This window comes from Salmonella sp. K21076, assembly GCF_039650795.1.
Classification (GTDB): Bacteria; Pseudomonadota; Gammaproteobacteria; order Enterobacterales; family Enterobacteriaceae; genus Salmonella; species Salmonella enterica.
Genome location: NZ_JBCLYA010000051.1, coordinates 104622 through 120363, shown reverse-complemented (window position 1 = coordinate 120363; position 15742 = coordinate 104622). Strand labels below are relative to the sequence as shown.

Below are 15742 nucleotides of genomic sequence, written 5' to 3'. Positions count from 1 at the left end.
CACTGCCCTCTTTCATTTGGCCGAGCGGTATCCCGAAAACCACGACGAACGCGATCGGGGACAATAAATTATTTGGCCGCTCTTTTTAGTTTACCGATATACTGTGAGTAGTTTTTTAAACTTATTGCGCATTAATTCATTAAGTGAATCTAAAAATACATAAACATAATGCCAGCTTAATTACACATGGATTTTTATGACAGAAACGTCATCTCACCGCTATAAACCACGCAATATAATAAATGCGCCAAATGTAAAATCATCTATTTTTTCCCGGAGCCAACAACGCGGCGATAGCGAAAATATCCAGCGCTGGTTAAGCAATCATTTTTATCGTTGGATCATTGGTGACTTTCCTCACGTTTACCCTGTGCGCTCCGTCGCTGATTATGCCGTTTATTTTAGCCCTGATGCAGAAATCCCCGCCTGGGTGGCGATGAGCGCTTTTACTACCTTAACGTTCAGCACCCGCAACTTGTGGCAATGGAAAGAGATTTAGTGGAATTTCTTTCGCGTCAGGAAGGAACGCGGCTGGAAACTAAACTACAGCGCATCAACTGCTTTACCGTGCTGGCAATGCGCGAAGCGGAGCATCAAAAAATGCAGCACCTGCGTGAACAAGGTTGGTATCCCTCCAACAGCGAGGCGCTAAAACCGGTGATGGCGGTGAATAACGGTGTGCTGGTTGAGCTTGATGCAACAAACCCCGGCCTGCGCAGTGAGATGGCGTATGAATCCTGGCATATGCAACACTGCGTCGGAGATTTTGATAATAAAGGCGCGCTTTCCGGCGGCTACGGCGATTACTACGCCCGGCAAATTGAACAACAGAAACTTCGCCTGTTCAGCCTGCGCGACGGCAATAATATTCCCCACGTCACAATAAGCCTGGTGGTTGGTAATAACGGCCTGAGCATTGATCAGATTAAAGGTAAGCAAAATCGCCATCCTATTAAGAAATATGCTAACGATGTTTTATCTCTGTTACGCCATCTGCAACCACTTCCTGAGCGCCACGCTGATTGCGAAGGGATGGGAATAGTTTATGAATCGACGCCGGAATATTCAGGTTGGAAATTTATTACTCATATTCATGACCTCAATTTTCTGCTCAATGTGCTGCATGACAATTTTCATTTAATGGAACACTTCCCCACTCCCCCGGTAGCTTTACAGTGGCTGCTGCTGCACAGCGCCCCGGAGGCGCTGCGCTACCTTCAGGTTGTTGATCCTAACGTGGCGACGGCTGCGGAAATGCTGTTTCCACGGCATGAATGGCACCCTACGCTTGCCGGGAAAAACACCAGTAGTGAACCTTTCGAAATTGAAAGCCTGACGCTACAAACCACGCGTTACCTCCCTGTCATCAAGGAGGTGCAATAATGTTCTGGATTGTTCTTATTATTGCCGCCCTATTTTTTAGCTGGCGCAACTACAAAAAAAAACAAACCGCTGATTGCGGCCCGTATCGCCGAGGAGAAAGAAAAAGATCGTCTGAAGGATCTGCGTCGCGATACCCGACGGCGGCAATGGGCGCTGGCGCTAGCTGATATCCTCGCCCGGCGCAACGGGCTACCGATCAAAGGCGTTGAGCTGGTCTTCAAACTTGACGATGACAAACACCGCTATCTGGCACAGCAGGTAAAAAAAGAGCTGGGCTTGAGCGAAAACCTCAACGGCGCGGCGTTACGCCACAAGGTCGAGGATATCTTACGCCGCTGGCCTGCGGGCATCGGCAGCTCGCCGAGCACGTTTTATCATCATCTGGCGGCCCAGGGCCAGGTCCGCGACGCGCTGGCTTTCGACTGCATGCGAACCGCCTTTCTGACCCGCTGTATCGCCGGGCTCGGCTGGTGTGACGAAAACGAGGCCTGGCTGGTGTTATTACTTAACGCCCAGCGCGCTCAGGACTGTTTTGATTCCTGGGAGGATTACGCCACCGCCTACGTTCGCGCCCGCCGGGTATGGCTCACGCTACGTGACACGCCAATAGCGCTTGCCGGACGGGATTTACAGGAAGCCACCCATTATCTGCAAGACCCTGTCAGCCGCTGGCGACAACTGCCGTGGAATGAATTCAAAATTTTCGAGCCGATTTAAAGGACTATTTATGGAACAGGATGATCGTCTGCTCAACGCTATGTTTGAGATGTGCAACCACAAAAATCCCCTCAATGACGGGCAACGAGAGTGGCATATCGCCGATATTCCCGGCCTGCTGCGCGAAGAACGCTATGACGAACTGGACGAACGCTACAACCAGGCGCTGACGGAGAGCTTTACCAGCCGCGAAGCGGAAAAGCGCTATTTCTTCGCCTGGAATCAAATGGACAACCCTTTTTACGATATGGACACGCTGGTTGAGGCTGGGCCGCAAGGATTAGCGCTGATCAAAAACTGGCAGCGCGCTCGTCCCCGCTCCACTCACGCCTGGCTTGCCGAGGCGCAATACTGGAATCACCGTGCGTGGCTTTACCGCAGCTATGGCTGGGCGAGAGAAACCACCCGAGCGATGTGGATCTGCGCCGCCGCCTGCAACGAACGGATGGTCATCGCCGCGCTCAATGCTATCGACTGTGAACCGCGCCAGTGGATGGCGGCGGCCCTGACCAGCACCAACTCAAAAGTCTTCGGCCAGCCCGACTGGCTGGTTGAGTTCCTCGAGGGCGCGGATGTTGCCGGGCAGCCATTAATGGAAGATCTGGCTGAATATCATCGCCATTCACCGCAGGAGGTGGATGCGCTGATGGCCCATTCCGGGCTGTCGTTTGCCGACGCGGTTTGCCCAAATTTGCCGCGCCCGTCCGTGCTGCCGGAGTGCAATGACGATGCCGGGCAAAAATACTGGCTCGCCGTCTGCCTGGCTATTTTCCCGACGGCATTTTACGTGCTGGATGAATATATCCCGTTTCGTATGCCGCGCTGGGGAGGGTCTCACGAGGAAATCCGCGAATTTCTGGAATCAAGCGTATGCGATCACCTTTCTGCCGCAGAACGTGAACATCTGGAGCTATTGATCTGGTGGGACGATCACCGCGATCTGCGCATCAAAGAGGTTGACTCCCCGGCAGAACAGGAACGCATTATCGCCAAAGCCGAAGAGATTAGCCTGCGAGCGCATATCCAGGAATCTCGCCACAACACGCTGAAGTGGCTGCGGGTCTGCTATAGCGATCTGGACGATAATGACGCGCTCTGGCGAACCCTTCAGCGTTCGATCGTGGAAAAAGTTAAGTTCAACAATTACTTCTTTGATGACACGATAAAGTTCGCCCTGCGCGATTTTCCTGACACCTGGTGGATGTATAATTTTCTCTGTCAGAATGCGCAGCAAACGGAATTCGCAGTGCCGAAAATCCGTCGTGGCTACTTTCAGTACGCCGGGTTATTGGGTTTCGAAAAGGATGAGGCGCAAGGCCTCGCCTGGCTCGATAGCGTCGCCGACATTCAATATAACCATAACTGGCGGGCGGCGATTAAAAATTTCGACTGGTTCGGGCTCCCGGAACATTTTGTGCCGCTGGCAGAGCTGGGCGCACAAAGAAATATACCCGCCGCGCTAAACCTGCTGGGCCTTGAACACAATAATAAAGAGAACAACGGCCTACTACCTTACGATCCTGCCATCGCGTTAGGGTATTTTCAGCGCGCGGCGGAGATTTTGCACCGGCGGTTAGCGCTGCGCGAGAGCACCCCGTACAAATTAATAGATAACGGAGGCTATACCGACTATGAAAATGACCTGCAAAATATTCATTTCAGCATCGGCATCTGCAACCAGCGTCTGAGTAAACAAGAACTTGATACCGAAAAACGTTCCGCTTATGAAAAAGAACTGCTCGATAATCTCTGGCTGGCGCATCAGTTCGGGCATAAAGAGGCCTGGGGCTTGTTCCTGCTGAATATTTTTGAAGTGAAGGATATTACGCTGGCGCATAAGCATCTGGAACTGGTGCAACAAGAGGCCAACAAAGGCACGCTACACGCTATGGTGACCCTATCGCGCCTGCACGGTAATAAACACGATCGAACGCTGTTTAATATGAAGCTAAGCGCACGCTGGGCACATTTTGCCTTCACGCTTTACCCGGATAATGAAATCGTTATGGATTGCCTGGACCACCTGCATTTCGATTCTTTCTGGAAACGCTTTCGTTTCGCCTGGTATACCGTCCGTATCCCGAATTCAGAGCTGCCGGGACAGGTCAACTCAATGGTGTAATGGAGTGATAATACAAAGAAAATCTCTATTTCTTTGCGCCCTGCTTCTACTCTTCGCCACCGCCAGGGCTGAAATTACGGAGCAGCAGATCGAGGCCGACTGCGCAAAAATTCCAGTTTTGGCCAGCCAGGGCGAACAGCTTTACAAGACCCAAAAGTATGCCAAAGCACTCGACGCTTTTGAACAGCTGGCCGCATGGAGCGAAAGCTGCGCCCTTGACGACAACGCCATCGCGACGGCCTACAACAACGTGGCGCTAACCTGGATACGCGAAGGCGAGTGGCGTAAAGCCCGCGCCTGGCTGATGCTAAGGCCGAATGATAGCAAGTCGATCTACAACCTGAAACTGATCAAAGATAAGCTATCGGTCCTGCCGCCACCGGTTTCCACGGCGGGTGAATACTGGCGCTATGCCGGGCGCGCCTCCTGGAACGTGCTTAGCGTGAAGGCATTACCCACCCCATCGCGCTATCAGGTTAATTTTCAGGGTTACTGGTTCGGTTTAATGGGGATCTACTTCGGCCCCAATATCGGCGAGTTCTACGCAGAGATAACGCTGGAAAACGATAAAGCCATCGTGGCGCTTCGGGAAGGCGATGATATTCACTGTGACATTTCGCTGGCTTTTTCTTCTGAAACCATTGATGCCAGCACTGATACGTTTGTGGACTGCGGTTTTGGCGCAAATGTCCGCGCCGACGGGCACTATCTGCGCGTTGAATAAATCTGGCGCGGAAACTGAAATTTTATGATTAACCTGAGATCAGTTGAAATTAACAATCTATTTATAATTTCCATAACGTTCCTCATTCTTTCCTGCTATCCATATTATCTTAACACCTCCATTACAATTATTAATGTCGTAAGCATGGTATATTTAACGCTCGCTTCTTTTTTCACCCTGTGATACTGCATTTCTGGATATCAATTTGAATCGACCATTTTCCATTTGATATTGTTCCTTTATATAAATCTGAGGCGCCTGATCTTTAAACTTTATAGTTACAAGATGACCATCTTTGCTGTCCTCATACCACCTGTATATAACATAACTATCAATGCTTATTGTGTAATCCTGGCGGATGACAAAATCAGAAAAACGCACGATGTCTTCATAAGCAAAAAAGCTACTAAGCAATAAAGCATCCACCAGGTTTCCTTTTGCATCATAACTATTTATTTGTACATTAAGCAATAACGTATCAGACTCTCCAATTTTATTATAAATTATCAATTTGTAAGTATTACCATCATGTTCAAAGTACCCTAATTCATAATAACGGACACCATCACCAATATACGGAGAAAGAAAACTCTCACCTTTTACCGGCACCTTAATTTCCTGTTGATTAAATAAGTTAGTTTTCTCTTTATATTCATCTGGTAATTTTAACTCCATTATATTATCATCGGAATTAATATCTTTATAATAACAAGCCAATTGTGTAAACTGCGTGGAATCAACAGGAAGAACCAATTCCTTACTCTTTTGATTATTACAATTAACACTTATTAAAATAATGCCAAACAATATGGCCGAACGCAGTAAACATAAAGAAAAAGTTAATCTATAATTATTCATAATCGGCATTAATATTGGGTTATATATTGAAAGCTATATAATAAAATATTGTCATCATGCATTGTTGTATTTTTCAATTAAAAACTCATGATATGATTGCTAAATAAGCGTCAATTATTAAGATATTGATACTGAGAAGACATGTACGGTAAAATATAAACAGCTGCATCGTGCAGTTTTTTACATAGATCTTTACTATCAATTTGGCAATGAGATGCTGAATAATCCCTTATTTTTTCAACATCTTTTACATCGAGTATCTCTCCAATATGATCAATAACATAATCGCCAAGTGCTGGTTTCCTTTTGATAAGCGCAGATAACTCATTCAATTCTCCCCATCTATCCACTAACAATCTGATAATTTTTTCTGACGTGCCTTCCCGGAGGTAGCCCACATCACATTGACTATGTCGGGAATAAAAGCCATCGACAGCTTTCCATGACGCAAGAGAGTCTAACGCCATATCCGCTTTATCAAAGTCTTGTTGTGAACAGTCTTCAGCATAAACATTAGAAAAAGAAAAAACTAAAACCATAATTATCCACTTCATCTAAAGTATATTCTCATCGATTGATTAATTCCATATCCAGTCTGCTCATTATGAAGCATCACACAGTCGTAATTAATGAAAAACATTCACCCAATCCCCATCAATTAATCACATGCTATTTAACCTTGAATGAGCGATATATTTCCTTATAATTATTAAATAAGGATGAATCGCCTCTACCAATAAAAACAAACATTATGTTTGTTGACAATACTATCACTGCCTGAAAGCACTGGTCTATATGATACCCAGCATCATCTTTGTACCTACATGAAACGATTGCACTCATGCCAATAAATTTTGGCGTAATATTTACATCAGCTAAAACAGGGACGCCATCAGTAACGGCCTCCCATTCTCCATCATCATTCTTTGTAAAAAAAGAATTTTTATTCGTTGCCGCATCTGTGCATACATAAAGATAACTGAACACATTTATATGATTTTTACTAATCAATAAACAATCATCTTTTTTATTAGCTACCCATCTGGCAGGAATATTTATCGTTGCGTTTTTAAAATGAATATTTTTATAATTTTCTTCACCATAAGTAGAACTAACCAATAATCATCCCAAAAAGAATAAAATAATTATCAATTAATCATCTCCTGAAATAAAAGACCACCACTTGTCACTTTAATTTATTCTCGCCAACAAAAACATTAGTAATACATCTTTGCGCCTCATTATGAGAATAATACAGACTAATAAGCTCTCTTTTCTTCTTATTCAGATTTAAATTTATAAAATCATCGCCACATGATGGCTTTATTTCTTTAAAGTCAGCCATTTTCTCAGAATAGAGAAAAACCCTATATATATCATAAATTCCCATACCATCATCTGTATACCAAATCACAAAATCTTCTTTACCATCAAAATTATAATCACCATATTTAACATGGATATTATTTTCCGTATCAACATCATAATATCCTCTCTTTGCCACACGATCACTACCTGTAATTTCATACTCAACTTTTTTATTATCCACCCAAGTGATTGATGCTTTTATTCCCTTTGTAACATTAAATTCAACAGAAGTAGCCAAACATATAAATGGAGAAGAAATCCCAAAAAGGATTAGAAAAAAATGCTTCATATACTTCAATTAACCCCTCCGATATCAGACAGGATTATTAACTCCTCTTCTACATGCTGCAAAAGCGACATTAAACGACTCATCATCCATGGTGTTAAAAAGCTTTCGTAACGTCTCACTAATTACTTTGGATATCGTTAAAACAAGAATATGTAGATGGATGCATTCTGTGCCAATCCCCTTTTTTATTAACTTGATATCCATAAGGCACAAACATCATACCATGCTCAGTAACTTTCCGTAATAATTCCACCTCATAAGATATTTCATTATAAGTAAAAAAGAACAAAAAATAGTCATCAGTAGGTTCCAGTGTATCTTCATTGAATTTGGTTCTAAGATACTCGTTAGAAAGTTTATTCTGCATGAAATGAAAAAATTCCTTATTATCCATCTGGCTTAATTTTGATAACTCTGGAAATTTCTTTATCGCATCCCGAATTGCAAAGTGTAATATTACAATAATCCCTGCATCATTTATATTGTTAACTGGATGATGCTTAAGATTTAAAAGATAAAAATCATCTATTTTAATATATTGTGATGTGCTGAGCCATCTACTGGCATCAAACCATTTACGTTTATTCGGATAATCGAGGGCATTTTCACTATCAGAAATAACAAGGGTTGCCATTTGTTGTTGTGATTTATGCATATACCACCCACCGCCGAAAAATATAATAATAAGCGTAATCACTAATATTACTATCTTTTTATACATCTGATATATCTTATTCATTTCGGGTGAAATAGAATAGATTTGAGACTTAATTAAACATTTTATTTAAGTTAATCATTCTCATTTCTAATGTTTCTTTCAGAAATTATTTTACGTAAAAATATATTCAATTCTTTTGAATGATAAAAATCGATACAGTCATATATAACCATGTTTACCGATGCCAAATCACCATAAGCCTGCCTGGGCTTATAAAAATCACCCGTTTTATTTTCTATAAATGAAGCTAAAACATTATCTTTATCCCGATAAAAAGCAAGCCCCATATCCAAATCGATAAATCCTCTTGTATTATCTTTTAAAGGTAGCTTAGTAAAAACAACGCCCATTTTTTCATAATTTTTTTCAATACACTCAGCAAGTGAAAAATTTTTATACTCACTAAGAAGTTCTTTAGAAATGTTCTTTTCTGAATTCGCATAACCTGACGATCCTCCCAGAAAACATAGCATGAACAATAATATAAATCTAATCGATAAATTTTATAATTTTTAGTGTCAGGCAATTTATTAAATGTTTGAGCCTCATCTCCACGGCTATCATAGATAATATAATTACCACGCCATTCCCCAACACTATTATTATTTTTAATAATAATTAACGTATGATCTTCACCAAACCAGACAGACTCTGGAATATTTCTTTCTGCAAAACAAAAGCCATTGGGTTTATAGCTTCTCTCAGCACTGGCACTCAAACCCGTTATCAAACAGCCTTTCATATAAGGAGCGCCGTAATTCAGCGCAAAAATGAGGGAGTGATGGATATATTTTGAGAGGATAATGTCCCCAGAATAGATACTACCATCAAGAAATGCGCTAACAATAACATTGTCAAAGATTAAGTATGGCGTACTACCATCAACAGTGCTCAATGAAATTAATTTAACTCTATTACCTTCCTCCAACTTACAATCTTTTATATTTTTAATATCCATAGGTAAGCAATAACAGGGAAAAAACATCAAAAAAAGCATAACTATTTTTAACATCAATCAGACCTTACAACAATTGTAAATTTATTGTCTTATTTCTATCAAACATAAATAACCTATCATCAGGCTATTAATCACAACATTCAAATGCCTGTCTCAATGCACTTCCAATTTTCTCTGGTTCGCTGGTAACAGGCAATCTAATTACATCTTTGTCATGTCCGGCCCAGCTCCACCCTTCAAGTTTAGTATGTCGAGTAGGTTGTATCTTAATAATATTATTCACGCATATAATTGAGCAATACTTCATGTTTTTAAATAATGCACGCCTGGTTCTATAATTATATTTTGCCATCAATACAGTGACCCACTCATCATACTCCACCTGTGTTTTCTCTAAAGAAAGATACTCTTCACTCTCTTCTGGGGTGTAAGTTCTGCTATTTTTTAATGCTTGTAATAATTCATGACCGATACATACATCATCCGAATCAATAGATAATAACTGACAAGGGTAATCAGGATCTGAAGAATAGCGCCCCAATCCCGAATAAGTTTCTAAACATAAAAACTTATCTGTCAGGTTAGCACCCGCGTGATACTCTTTATTTACATCAAATATAAATGTCATTTTCCTGCTCCTGTAAAAACTACAGTCACACCTTTCGTTGAACCATAGTCAATAGCTCGCTGTACTTGTTCCATTTGCTCGGGGGTAACACCAGAGAATATTCACCAATTACTCAACAATTTATATCATTTCATTTGCTATAACTTTTGTTTATTTTTTCAATTTTAAAATCTTTTTTTGAAATTATATAAATAATTTGCTCCATACCGCCACCACGGGCTTCTTCCAGATGAGATTTACAATAGAATGCGATTTTAATATTTTCATCATCATCCTGTATCATGGTATTAAATAAGCCCCAGTTTGTATGCTCTCTAAAATGTGAAAAAGCAACATTCATAGTTTTTGTTTGTACTTCATCTAAAAAAACAAGTTTTTCACTCATACATCTTAACGGAATTAGAAAAATAAATGCAAAAATAATATATTTCATTTCATTCCCTCAGTTTTTTCCAGTTCCAGGGGTAAACTTATAATATTTATTATCTGGAGTCCCCAAAAAGCCAGTATAATCAGGATTACCTATACCATCACTTGCAATCCCAGAAATATCTTGCGGTGAAAAATGTAAAGAGTCATATGCCTCATATTGAGGTAATACTGGATTCCCCTTTAGATCAGAGTAAAAGCCATGTGTATGATAATCACCAACCTTAGTCGAGCCAAAAGGACAAGAGCTATTTGACGGAGAAAAACCAACCAAGCTTCACTACTTAGCTTCAGTTGCAATACATTTATTACTATAGGTTTACAGACTAACCCGCCATATTCTCTATTCTTTATAATTGATGTGCTATTACACATTTTTATGGCAAAAAGCGCATATAGTGTGATTTATTTATCTTTAAAATATGCATATCTGCAAGACAAAAATTCACAAAAAAGCACAGAACAAAAGACAATATTGTTTTCTTCATATACTCCCCTAACCTTCAGTCCTACCAATTACTGCACAAACCATCAGCAAAAGAGAATCCGTGAATTTGTACTCGATTTTACATTGTTGTCGATACTCAGTAATTATTGATATATAATTCAGCAAATTTGACAAATTCGTTTCAGAATGACCTTGCTTTTATGTGAACTTCATTCATTTTTCAAACCGTCTCATATAATGTTTTCATGCAAATTTTCTTGTCATACACATTGAAAACATATAACAAAAATATGTTCACGACATATCCATTTAATATTTTATACCATCATTAACTTCATCGTCATAATTTATGGAATATAGAATTATTTTAGTGTAATACGTTTGAGTGGCAACCACTCACCAGGCTGAGAATATGAAAACATTTTTCCTTTTATATAATACTCTTTTCCTTTATTGCTTATCTCAAATTGCGGTGATGGATATGGACATGCATTTTCCTCGTCGCCGTTATAGTATAATACCAAAACACCAGAATTGATTTTTAAAGAGTAGTCACCAATGCATGTTATCCCCGCATGCCAAGTTGTCATGGATAAAGAAGCACGATTATTTTTACTATCTATCTTTAAATTATATTGTAAAAAAACCTGACTCCTATCATTTAACTGCTCGCCAAGTTCCTCGACTCTAAAGTTACCATCCCATTGAGTTTGAGTAATCGCAAAAGAATTTGCGCTCCATAAGCAAGGAAAAATAAATAGATATTTTATAAAATCGCCCATACAACTACCCCCTGATTTAATATGTAGAAGGTATCAATTCAGTATTCAGCATTGTCACACTATACACAAAATCACTCAAGTTGCATCAAGGCGGCAAGGATTTGCTATTGCGCAATGCGTAAAAAACATCAAGAAAAATATATTTTTCATAATAAAATCTACTAATAAGTAGATTCAATGGATTCCATCTTATCAATACGTATTTATCATTTTCTGTTCAACCTCAACCTGATTTCCTCTTAGTACTGAGTATCGTCTGCGATCGTTAATTCTACCTCTGATGATACCTCGTTAAAAAATAACGCTACCGCCATACCCTGGTTTACAAACCTGCACACCCTAAGATTACTCTCTTATCTGCATTAAGAATATCATTGTGTTTTTTTTCGGAATATATAAAGATTCCCCATAGTGGATACATAACGTGACCCGAATTAGTTAAAGACGGGATCGCTGACGCTATAATAAGTCAAATGACCTTTTGTATTTTCTTTAATGCATGTTGCCGAGGTGATTTCACCTTTATTTTTTAGTGAATTAGTTTCATATTCAGGAAATGCTTTATTTAAATTCTGAATATTGAGGGGGTGCCATAACATCCTGATAGCAGAAAGATATAAATAAGCAGCCATTTACCCTGATTAAACATATATGCCTCACGCACTACAATCTTCCGTGACCAAATCCAGCAGCGTTAAACTCCACCCTTTGCCCAAGCCATGAAGCTCGCTCAGATGAAAAATCAAACCATCACCCCATTCTTTCGGCACTGCCACCACTCGCTCTGATTGCAGCTCAAGCCGCCTGGCGTTTGCTATACGGGTATCCGACGCCTGATCCCCACTATCCGCTCCATTCACCATGCTAAACGTCAGCAGCGCATTATCAGAACCGGTATAGCTGACAAAAAAACCGGCGTGATCCCATCCCTTTTCACAAACGTACTCAACCTCCGTGTGGTGATCAAATTCCTTATCCACAGGAATATGCTCTGAAAACCAACCTACCTGCCCCAACAGGTAGTTAAAGTCAGGTATCGGTTTATTAATATCAAATTTTTTCATCCATTTATAATCAAACCCAGCCCCAATTCGGTACAGCACATACATCCCGACTTTTTTATCAATCAGGGCATTAATTTTCGCGTTGTCTCGCTGCTGAAAAGCGATAATCACCTGTCTCGCCGTCTCTTCAAACGACGGAGCGGCACAAACGGGATGCGCGGCCATTCCCAGCAAACTCAGCGCGATGGCCGTGCGGCTCATTTTCATCATTGGCTCCCCATTAACATCCGGTGTTCTATTAGCGCCAATATACTCTCGCAATATTTACTCGGCCTGTCCGTAAGCGTACAATGCCCGCCCTTAAAGTGAGGACTCTCTTCCAGCCGCCTCATCAGGTGAGGCGGATCTGACCTGTCATCAGAACGAGAAAATGATGTTTAAACCAGAACTCCTTTCGCCAGCGGGAACGCTGAAAAATATGCGTTACGCTTTCGCTTACGGTGCCGATGCCGTCTATGCGGGCCAACCGCGTTACTCTTTACGCGTGCGCAATAACGAATTCAATCACGAAAATTTGCAGCTTGGCATCAACGAAGCCCACGCGCTCGGAAAAAAATTCTACGTGGTGGTGAACATCGCCCCGCATAACGCCAAGCTCAAAACCTTTATCCGTGACCTGAAACCCGTCGTCGAGATGGGCCCGGATGCGCTGATCATGTCCGATCCAGGGTTGATTATGCTGGTACGCGAGCACTTCCCGGCAATGCCGATTCACCTGTCGGTACAGGCTAACGCCGTAAACTGGGCGACGGTAAAATTCTGGCAGCAGATGGGGCTGACCCGCGTGATTCTCTCCCGCGAGCTGTCGCTGGAAGAGATTGAGGAAATTCGCCAGCAGGTGCCGGATATGGAAATAGAAATTTTCGTCCACGGCGCGCTATGCATGGCCTATTCCGGTCGCTGCCTGCTTTCCGGCTACATCAATAAACGCGATCCGAACCAGGGCACCTGCACCAATGCCTGCCGTTGGGAATATAACGTGCAGGAAGGAAAAGAAGACGTTGTCGGCAACATCGTGCATAAGCATGAACCGATTCCGGTACAGAACGTTGAGCCGACGCTCGGTATCGGCGCGCCGACGGATAAAGTGTTTATGATAGAAGAGGCCCAAAGACCGGGCGAATACATGACCGCGTTCGAAGACGAGCATGGCACCTATATCATGAACTCAAAAGATTTGCGCGCTATCGCCCACGTGGAGCGCCTGACGAAAATGGGCGTCCACTCGCTGAAAATCGAAGGCCGCACCAAATCCTTTTATTACTGCGCCCGTACCGCCCAGGTCTACCGTAAGGCCATCGACGACGCCGCCGCGGGTAAACCCTTCGACCCTACGCTGCTGGAAACGCTGGAAGGTCTGGCTCATCGCGGCTATACCGAAGGTTTCCTGCGTCGCCATACGCACGACGATTACCAGAATTACGAGTACGGGTACTCCGTTTCCGAACGCCAGCAATTTGTCGGCGAGTTCACCGGCGAGCGTAAAGGCCAACTGGCGGCCGTGGCGGTGAAGAATAAATTCTCCGTTGGCGATAGTCTGGAGCTGATGACTCCGCAGGGAAATATCAATTTCACTCTGGAACAGATGGAGAACGCCAAAGGCGACGCTATGCCGGTGGCGCCTGGCGATGGCTATACCGTCTGGATGCCCGTCCCGCAGGACGTTACGCTGGATTACGCACTATTGATGCGTAATTTCTCAGGCGAATCAACGCGTAACCCCCATGCTAAGTAGTTAATTGCGGTTATTTTTTCATGGCGGGAAGATTCTTAGAAATTGATCACATACCGCTTCGCTCAATGCGGGTATTATTCAACGCGCTGAAAAACATAACCCATAAATGCTAGCTGTACCAGGAACCACCTCCTTGGCCTGCGTAATCTCCCTTACGCAGGCTTATTTTTTGCGTATAATCAATAAAAAAGTGGTACTTCCCGCCACATCCGAAAATTGACCACACTAACCAAAGCGCAAATGGGCGCTTAGGTTTAGAGACCTCCCCTATTCATGGCCAGCCAGCAAGTCACAATCCTCCCTGCATCTGGTCAGACTCAGGACTTAGCATTCTGACGTTTACGTTTAAAATCAGTGAATTAAATCAATAACTGCTTTGTGAGTACTTACACAAAAAGTTTCCAGGTTATTAAATTAAGGTTAAAAACTGATAATTTAAGCGTGTAAAGTTATGGCACGTTTTAATGCCGCTTTTACAAGGATTAAAATAATGTTTTCCCGGATTAGAGGTTTGATTTCATGTCAAAGTAATACTCAAACCATCGCACCTACGCTCAGTCCATCTTCATCAGGCCATGTAAGTTTTGCTGGGGTTGATTATCCTCTATTACCACCAGATCACCAAACACCCTTCCCACCGTCACGTATAATCGGTATCCAGATTTATTCCTTTATCCTGTAAAATGTGATACAGATTCTCCATTGATCTAATAACCACCTCAATTTCACATTCAAGTTTCTCTACAGAACTTTCATTGAGTGAGAAATTTAGAGCCAGTAATAATGATTGTGAGTTATTATCATAACACAAATGTGGTCCATTATTCTCTGCAAACCATAAATTAGAATTGAGAAATTCAAAAGCAAGATTATTATTATCCGGAGGTCTTCCGCAAAAACCGTATATCATTATATACTCACTGTTAGTGCTTGTTAGTAAGATACGGTAACGGTTATCTATAATAAATGAGCATAATCTGTTTTCGTCAAAGGCAATTGAATCGGCATTTAATTTCAGTGAAAACTGTCTTAATAAGCGATCGGCTCTTGAATACATAACACCCCATACTCTATCTAAAGCGTTTCTATATAAGTCATAAGCCTCTGGTCTGGACGCTTAACACCCCGTGTCATCTCCGGAATTCATCTTTTCCCTATGACTTGCTGTGTTTGCTCATTTATGGCCAGGCTGGCCGGGTTCTGACGCCATTTGCGCTAAGGTATAGTCCGGCGCATATTCCCATCATACCAATTCCCCCCATGCCAAACGATGCGCCTAAAATCGTCAGAGCGGTAGTATATGCAGCACCACTACTGACACTGGCGACAGCCCCTGAGCATACCCCACTGAAAGCACCTGTAAACAATGCCGTGGTTCCCAGGCACATTAAACATCTGGGTTTATTGCCGTAAGCGTTAAACTCAACGATTTCAGCTACCGGTTTTTCGTCATCACCCCATTCAGAAGGGGGGAGCAATGGCGTTTGCGCATTCACGCCTGAAGTGACATTCATATAAA

General features: G+C 42.2%; 16 protein-coding genes and 4 pseudogenes. 6 read left to right on the top strand and 14 right to left on the bottom strand.

The window, feature by feature from the left end:
* Window positions 1-196 precede the first annotated feature (196 nt).
* The 4 genes and pseudogenes from AAYN39_RS21350 (at window position 197) to AAYN39_RS21335 (ending at window position 4946) form a co-directional block, all read left to right on the top strand.
* Window positions 197-1383, top strand: a pseudogene (locus AAYN39_RS21350) (cytoplasmic protein).
* Window positions 1383-2100 (top strand): annotated as a pseudogene (locus AAYN39_RS21345) (DUF1266 domain-containing protein). Before AAYN39_RS21350 ends, AAYN39_RS21345 begins: the two co-directional pseudogenes overlap by 1 nt.
* A gap of 10 nt (window positions 2101-2110) precedes the next feature.
* Entirely contained in the window at window positions 2111-4222 is a 2112-nt protein-coding gene (locus AAYN39_RS21340) for a DUF4034 domain-containing protein (RefSeq protein ID WP_000434232.1), read from the top strand.
* Window positions 4223-4226: 4 nt separating this feature from the next.
* Entirely contained in the window at window positions 4227-4946 is a 720-nt protein-coding gene (locus AAYN39_RS21335) for a tetratricopeptide repeat protein (protein ID WP_000586683.1), read from the top strand.
* Window positions 4947-5076: 130 nt separating this feature from the next.
* Here AAYN39_RS21335 and AAYN39_RS21330 read toward each other — a convergent pair.
* From AAYN39_RS21330 to AAYN39_RS21275, 12 genes and pseudogenes are all read right to left on the bottom strand, one after another.
* Window positions 5077-5804: pseudogene (locus AAYN39_RS21330) on the bottom strand (hypothetical protein).
* 110 nt (window positions 5805-5914) lie between these two features.
* Window positions 5915-6358, bottom strand: a complete 444-nt coding sequence (locus tag AAYN39_RS21325; RefSeq protein ID WP_000871136.1) for a hypothetical protein — start codon at window positions 6356-6358, stop codon at window positions 5915-5917.
* 115 nt (window positions 6359-6473) lie between these two features.
* Window positions 6474-6923 (bottom strand): hypothetical protein, encoded by a 450-nt coding sequence (locus tag AAYN39_RS21320; protein ID WP_010989205.1) that lies wholly within the window; start codon window positions 6921-6923, stop codon window positions 6474-6476.
* Window positions 6924-6990: 67 nt separating this feature from the next.
* Window positions 6991-7461: a hypothetical protein gene (locus AAYN39_RS21315; protein WP_000680120.1), complete on the bottom strand. Its 471-nt coding sequence runs from the start codon at window positions 7459-7461 to the stop codon at window positions 6991-6993.
* 118 nt (window positions 7462-7579) lie between these two features.
* Complete coding sequence (locus AAYN39_RS21310; RefSeq protein ID WP_000277025.1) at window positions 7580-8182, bottom strand: hypothetical protein; 603 nt, start codon at window positions 8180-8182, stop codon at window positions 7580-7582.
* Window positions 8183-8250: 68 nt separating this feature from the next.
* Window positions 8251-8652, bottom strand: a complete 402-nt coding sequence (locus tag AAYN39_RS21305; protein WP_001772657.1) for a hypothetical protein — start codon at window positions 8650-8652, stop codon at window positions 8251-8253.
* A gap of 612 nt (window positions 8653-9264) precedes the next feature.
* Window positions 9265-9765 carry a contact-dependent growth inhibition system immunity protein gene (locus AAYN39_RS21300; RefSeq protein ID WP_000142760.1) on the bottom strand — a complete coding sequence of 167 codons (501 nt, stop codon included), beginning with the start codon at window positions 9763-9765 and terminating at the stop codon, window positions 9265-9267.
* A gap of 130 nt (window positions 9766-9895) precedes the next feature.
* Window positions 9896-10198, bottom strand: a complete 303-nt coding sequence (locus AAYN39_RS21295; RefSeq protein WP_000873936.1) for a hypothetical protein — start codon at window positions 10196-10198, stop codon at window positions 9896-9898.
* A gap of 9 nt (window positions 10199-10207) precedes the next feature.
* Window positions 10208-10468, bottom strand: a complete 261-nt coding sequence (locus AAYN39_RS21290) for a hypothetical protein (RefSeq protein ID WP_072075450.1) — start codon at window positions 10466-10468, stop codon at window positions 10208-10210.
* A gap of 536 nt (window positions 10469-11004) precedes the next feature.
* On the bottom strand, window positions 11005-11424 hold the full coding sequence (locus AAYN39_RS21285; protein ID WP_000502176.1) for a hypothetical protein: 420 nt from the start codon (window positions 11422-11424) through the stop codon (window positions 11005-11007).
* A gap of 434 nt (window positions 11425-11858) precedes the next feature.
* Window positions 11859-12056 (bottom strand): hypothetical protein, encoded by a 198-nt coding sequence (locus AAYN39_RS21280; RefSeq protein WP_000742015.1) that lies wholly within the window; start codon window positions 12054-12056, stop codon window positions 11859-11861.
* 24 nt (window positions 12057-12080) lie between these two features.
* Window positions 12081-12698: a hypothetical protein gene (locus tag AAYN39_RS21275; RefSeq protein ID WP_000977162.1), complete on the bottom strand. Its 618-nt coding sequence runs from the start codon at window positions 12696-12698 to the stop codon at window positions 12081-12083.
* 163 nt (window positions 12699-12861) lie between these two features.
* On the opposite strand from AAYN39_RS21275, the gene yegQ reads away from it, so the two are divergent.
* Together yegQ and AAYN39_RS21265 are read left to right on the top strand one after the other, a co-directional pair.
* The gene (gene yegQ / locus AAYN39_RS21270) at window positions 12862-14223 is read left to right on the top strand and encodes a tRNA 5-hydroxyuridine modification protein YegQ (protein WP_001517981.1); all 1362 of its coding nucleotides are present in this window, start codon (window positions 12862-12864) and stop codon (window positions 14221-14223) included.
* A gap of 451 nt (window positions 14224-14674) precedes the next feature.
* Window positions 14675-14854 (top strand): annotated as a pseudogene (locus AAYN39_RS21265) (non-LEE encoded effector protein NleB); the annotation flags it as partial.
* A gap of 9 nt (window positions 14855-14863) precedes the next feature.
* On the opposite strand, the gene AAYN39_RS21260 reads toward AAYN39_RS21265, so the two are convergent.
* Both AAYN39_RS21260 and steD read right to left on the bottom strand, forming a co-directional pair.
* A complete protein-coding gene (locus AAYN39_RS21260; protein ID WP_000287291.1) occupies window positions 14864-15280 on the bottom strand; it encodes a CesT family type III secretion system chaperone in 417 nt (138 codons plus the stop codon).
* A gap of 121 nt (window positions 15281-15401) precedes the next feature.
* Complete coding sequence (gene steD / locus AAYN39_RS21255) at window positions 15402-15737, bottom strand: type III secretion system effector SteD (RefSeq protein ID WP_010989208.1); 336 nt, start codon at window positions 15735-15737, stop codon at window positions 15402-15404.
* Between the last annotated feature and the right edge of the window lie 5 nt (window positions 15738-15742).

Coding starts and splice junctions, on each gene's coding strand:
- AAYN39_RS21340 (WP_000434232.1), top strand. CDS start 2,111: ATGGAACAGGATGATCGTCTGCTCAACGCTATGTTTGAGATGTGCAAC.
- AAYN39_RS21325 (WP_000871136.1), bottom strand. CDS start 6,358: ATGAAGTGGATAATTATGGTTTTAGTTTTTTCTTTTTCTAATGTTTAT.
- AAYN39_RS21315 (WP_000680120.1), bottom strand. CDS start 7,461: ATGAAGCATTTTTTTCTAATCCTTTTTGGGATTTCTTCTCCATTTATA.
- AAYN39_RS21310 (WP_000277025.1), bottom strand. CDS start 8,182: ATGTATAAAAAGATAGTAATATTAGTGATTACGCTTATTATTATATTT.
- AAYN39_RS21305 (WP_001772657.1), bottom strand. CDS start 8,652: ATGCTATGTTTTCTGGGAGGATCGTCAGGTTATGCGAATTCAGAAAAG.
- AAYN39_RS21300 (WP_000142760.1), bottom strand. CDS start 9,765: ATGACATTTATATTTGATGTAAATAAAGAGTATCACGCGGGTGCTAAC.
- AAYN39_RS21295 (WP_000873936.1), bottom strand. CDS start 10,198: ATGAAATATATTATTTTTGCATTTATTTTTCTAATTCCGTTAAGATGT.
- AAYN39_RS21285 (WP_000502176.1), bottom strand. CDS start 11,424: ATGGGCGATTTTATAAAATATCTATTTATTTTTCCTTGCTTATGGAGC.
- AAYN39_RS21280 (WP_000742015.1), bottom strand. CDS start 12,056: ATGGCTGCTTATTTATATCTTTCTGCTATCAGGATGTTATGGCACCCC.
- AAYN39_RS21275 (WP_000977162.1), bottom strand. CDS start 12,698: ATGATGAAAATGAGCCGCACGGCCATCGCGCTGAGTTTGCTGGGAATG.
- yegQ (WP_001517981.1), top strand. CDS start 12,862: ATGTTTAAACCAGAACTCCTTTCGCCAGCGGGAACGCTGAAAAATATG.
- AAYN39_RS21260 (WP_000287291.1), bottom strand. CDS start 15,280: ATGTATTCAAGAGCCGATCGCTTATTAAGACAGTTTTCACTGAAATTA.
- steD (WP_010989208.1), bottom strand. CDS start 15,737: ATGAATGTCACTTCAGGCGTGAATGCGCAAACGCCATTGCTCCCCCCT.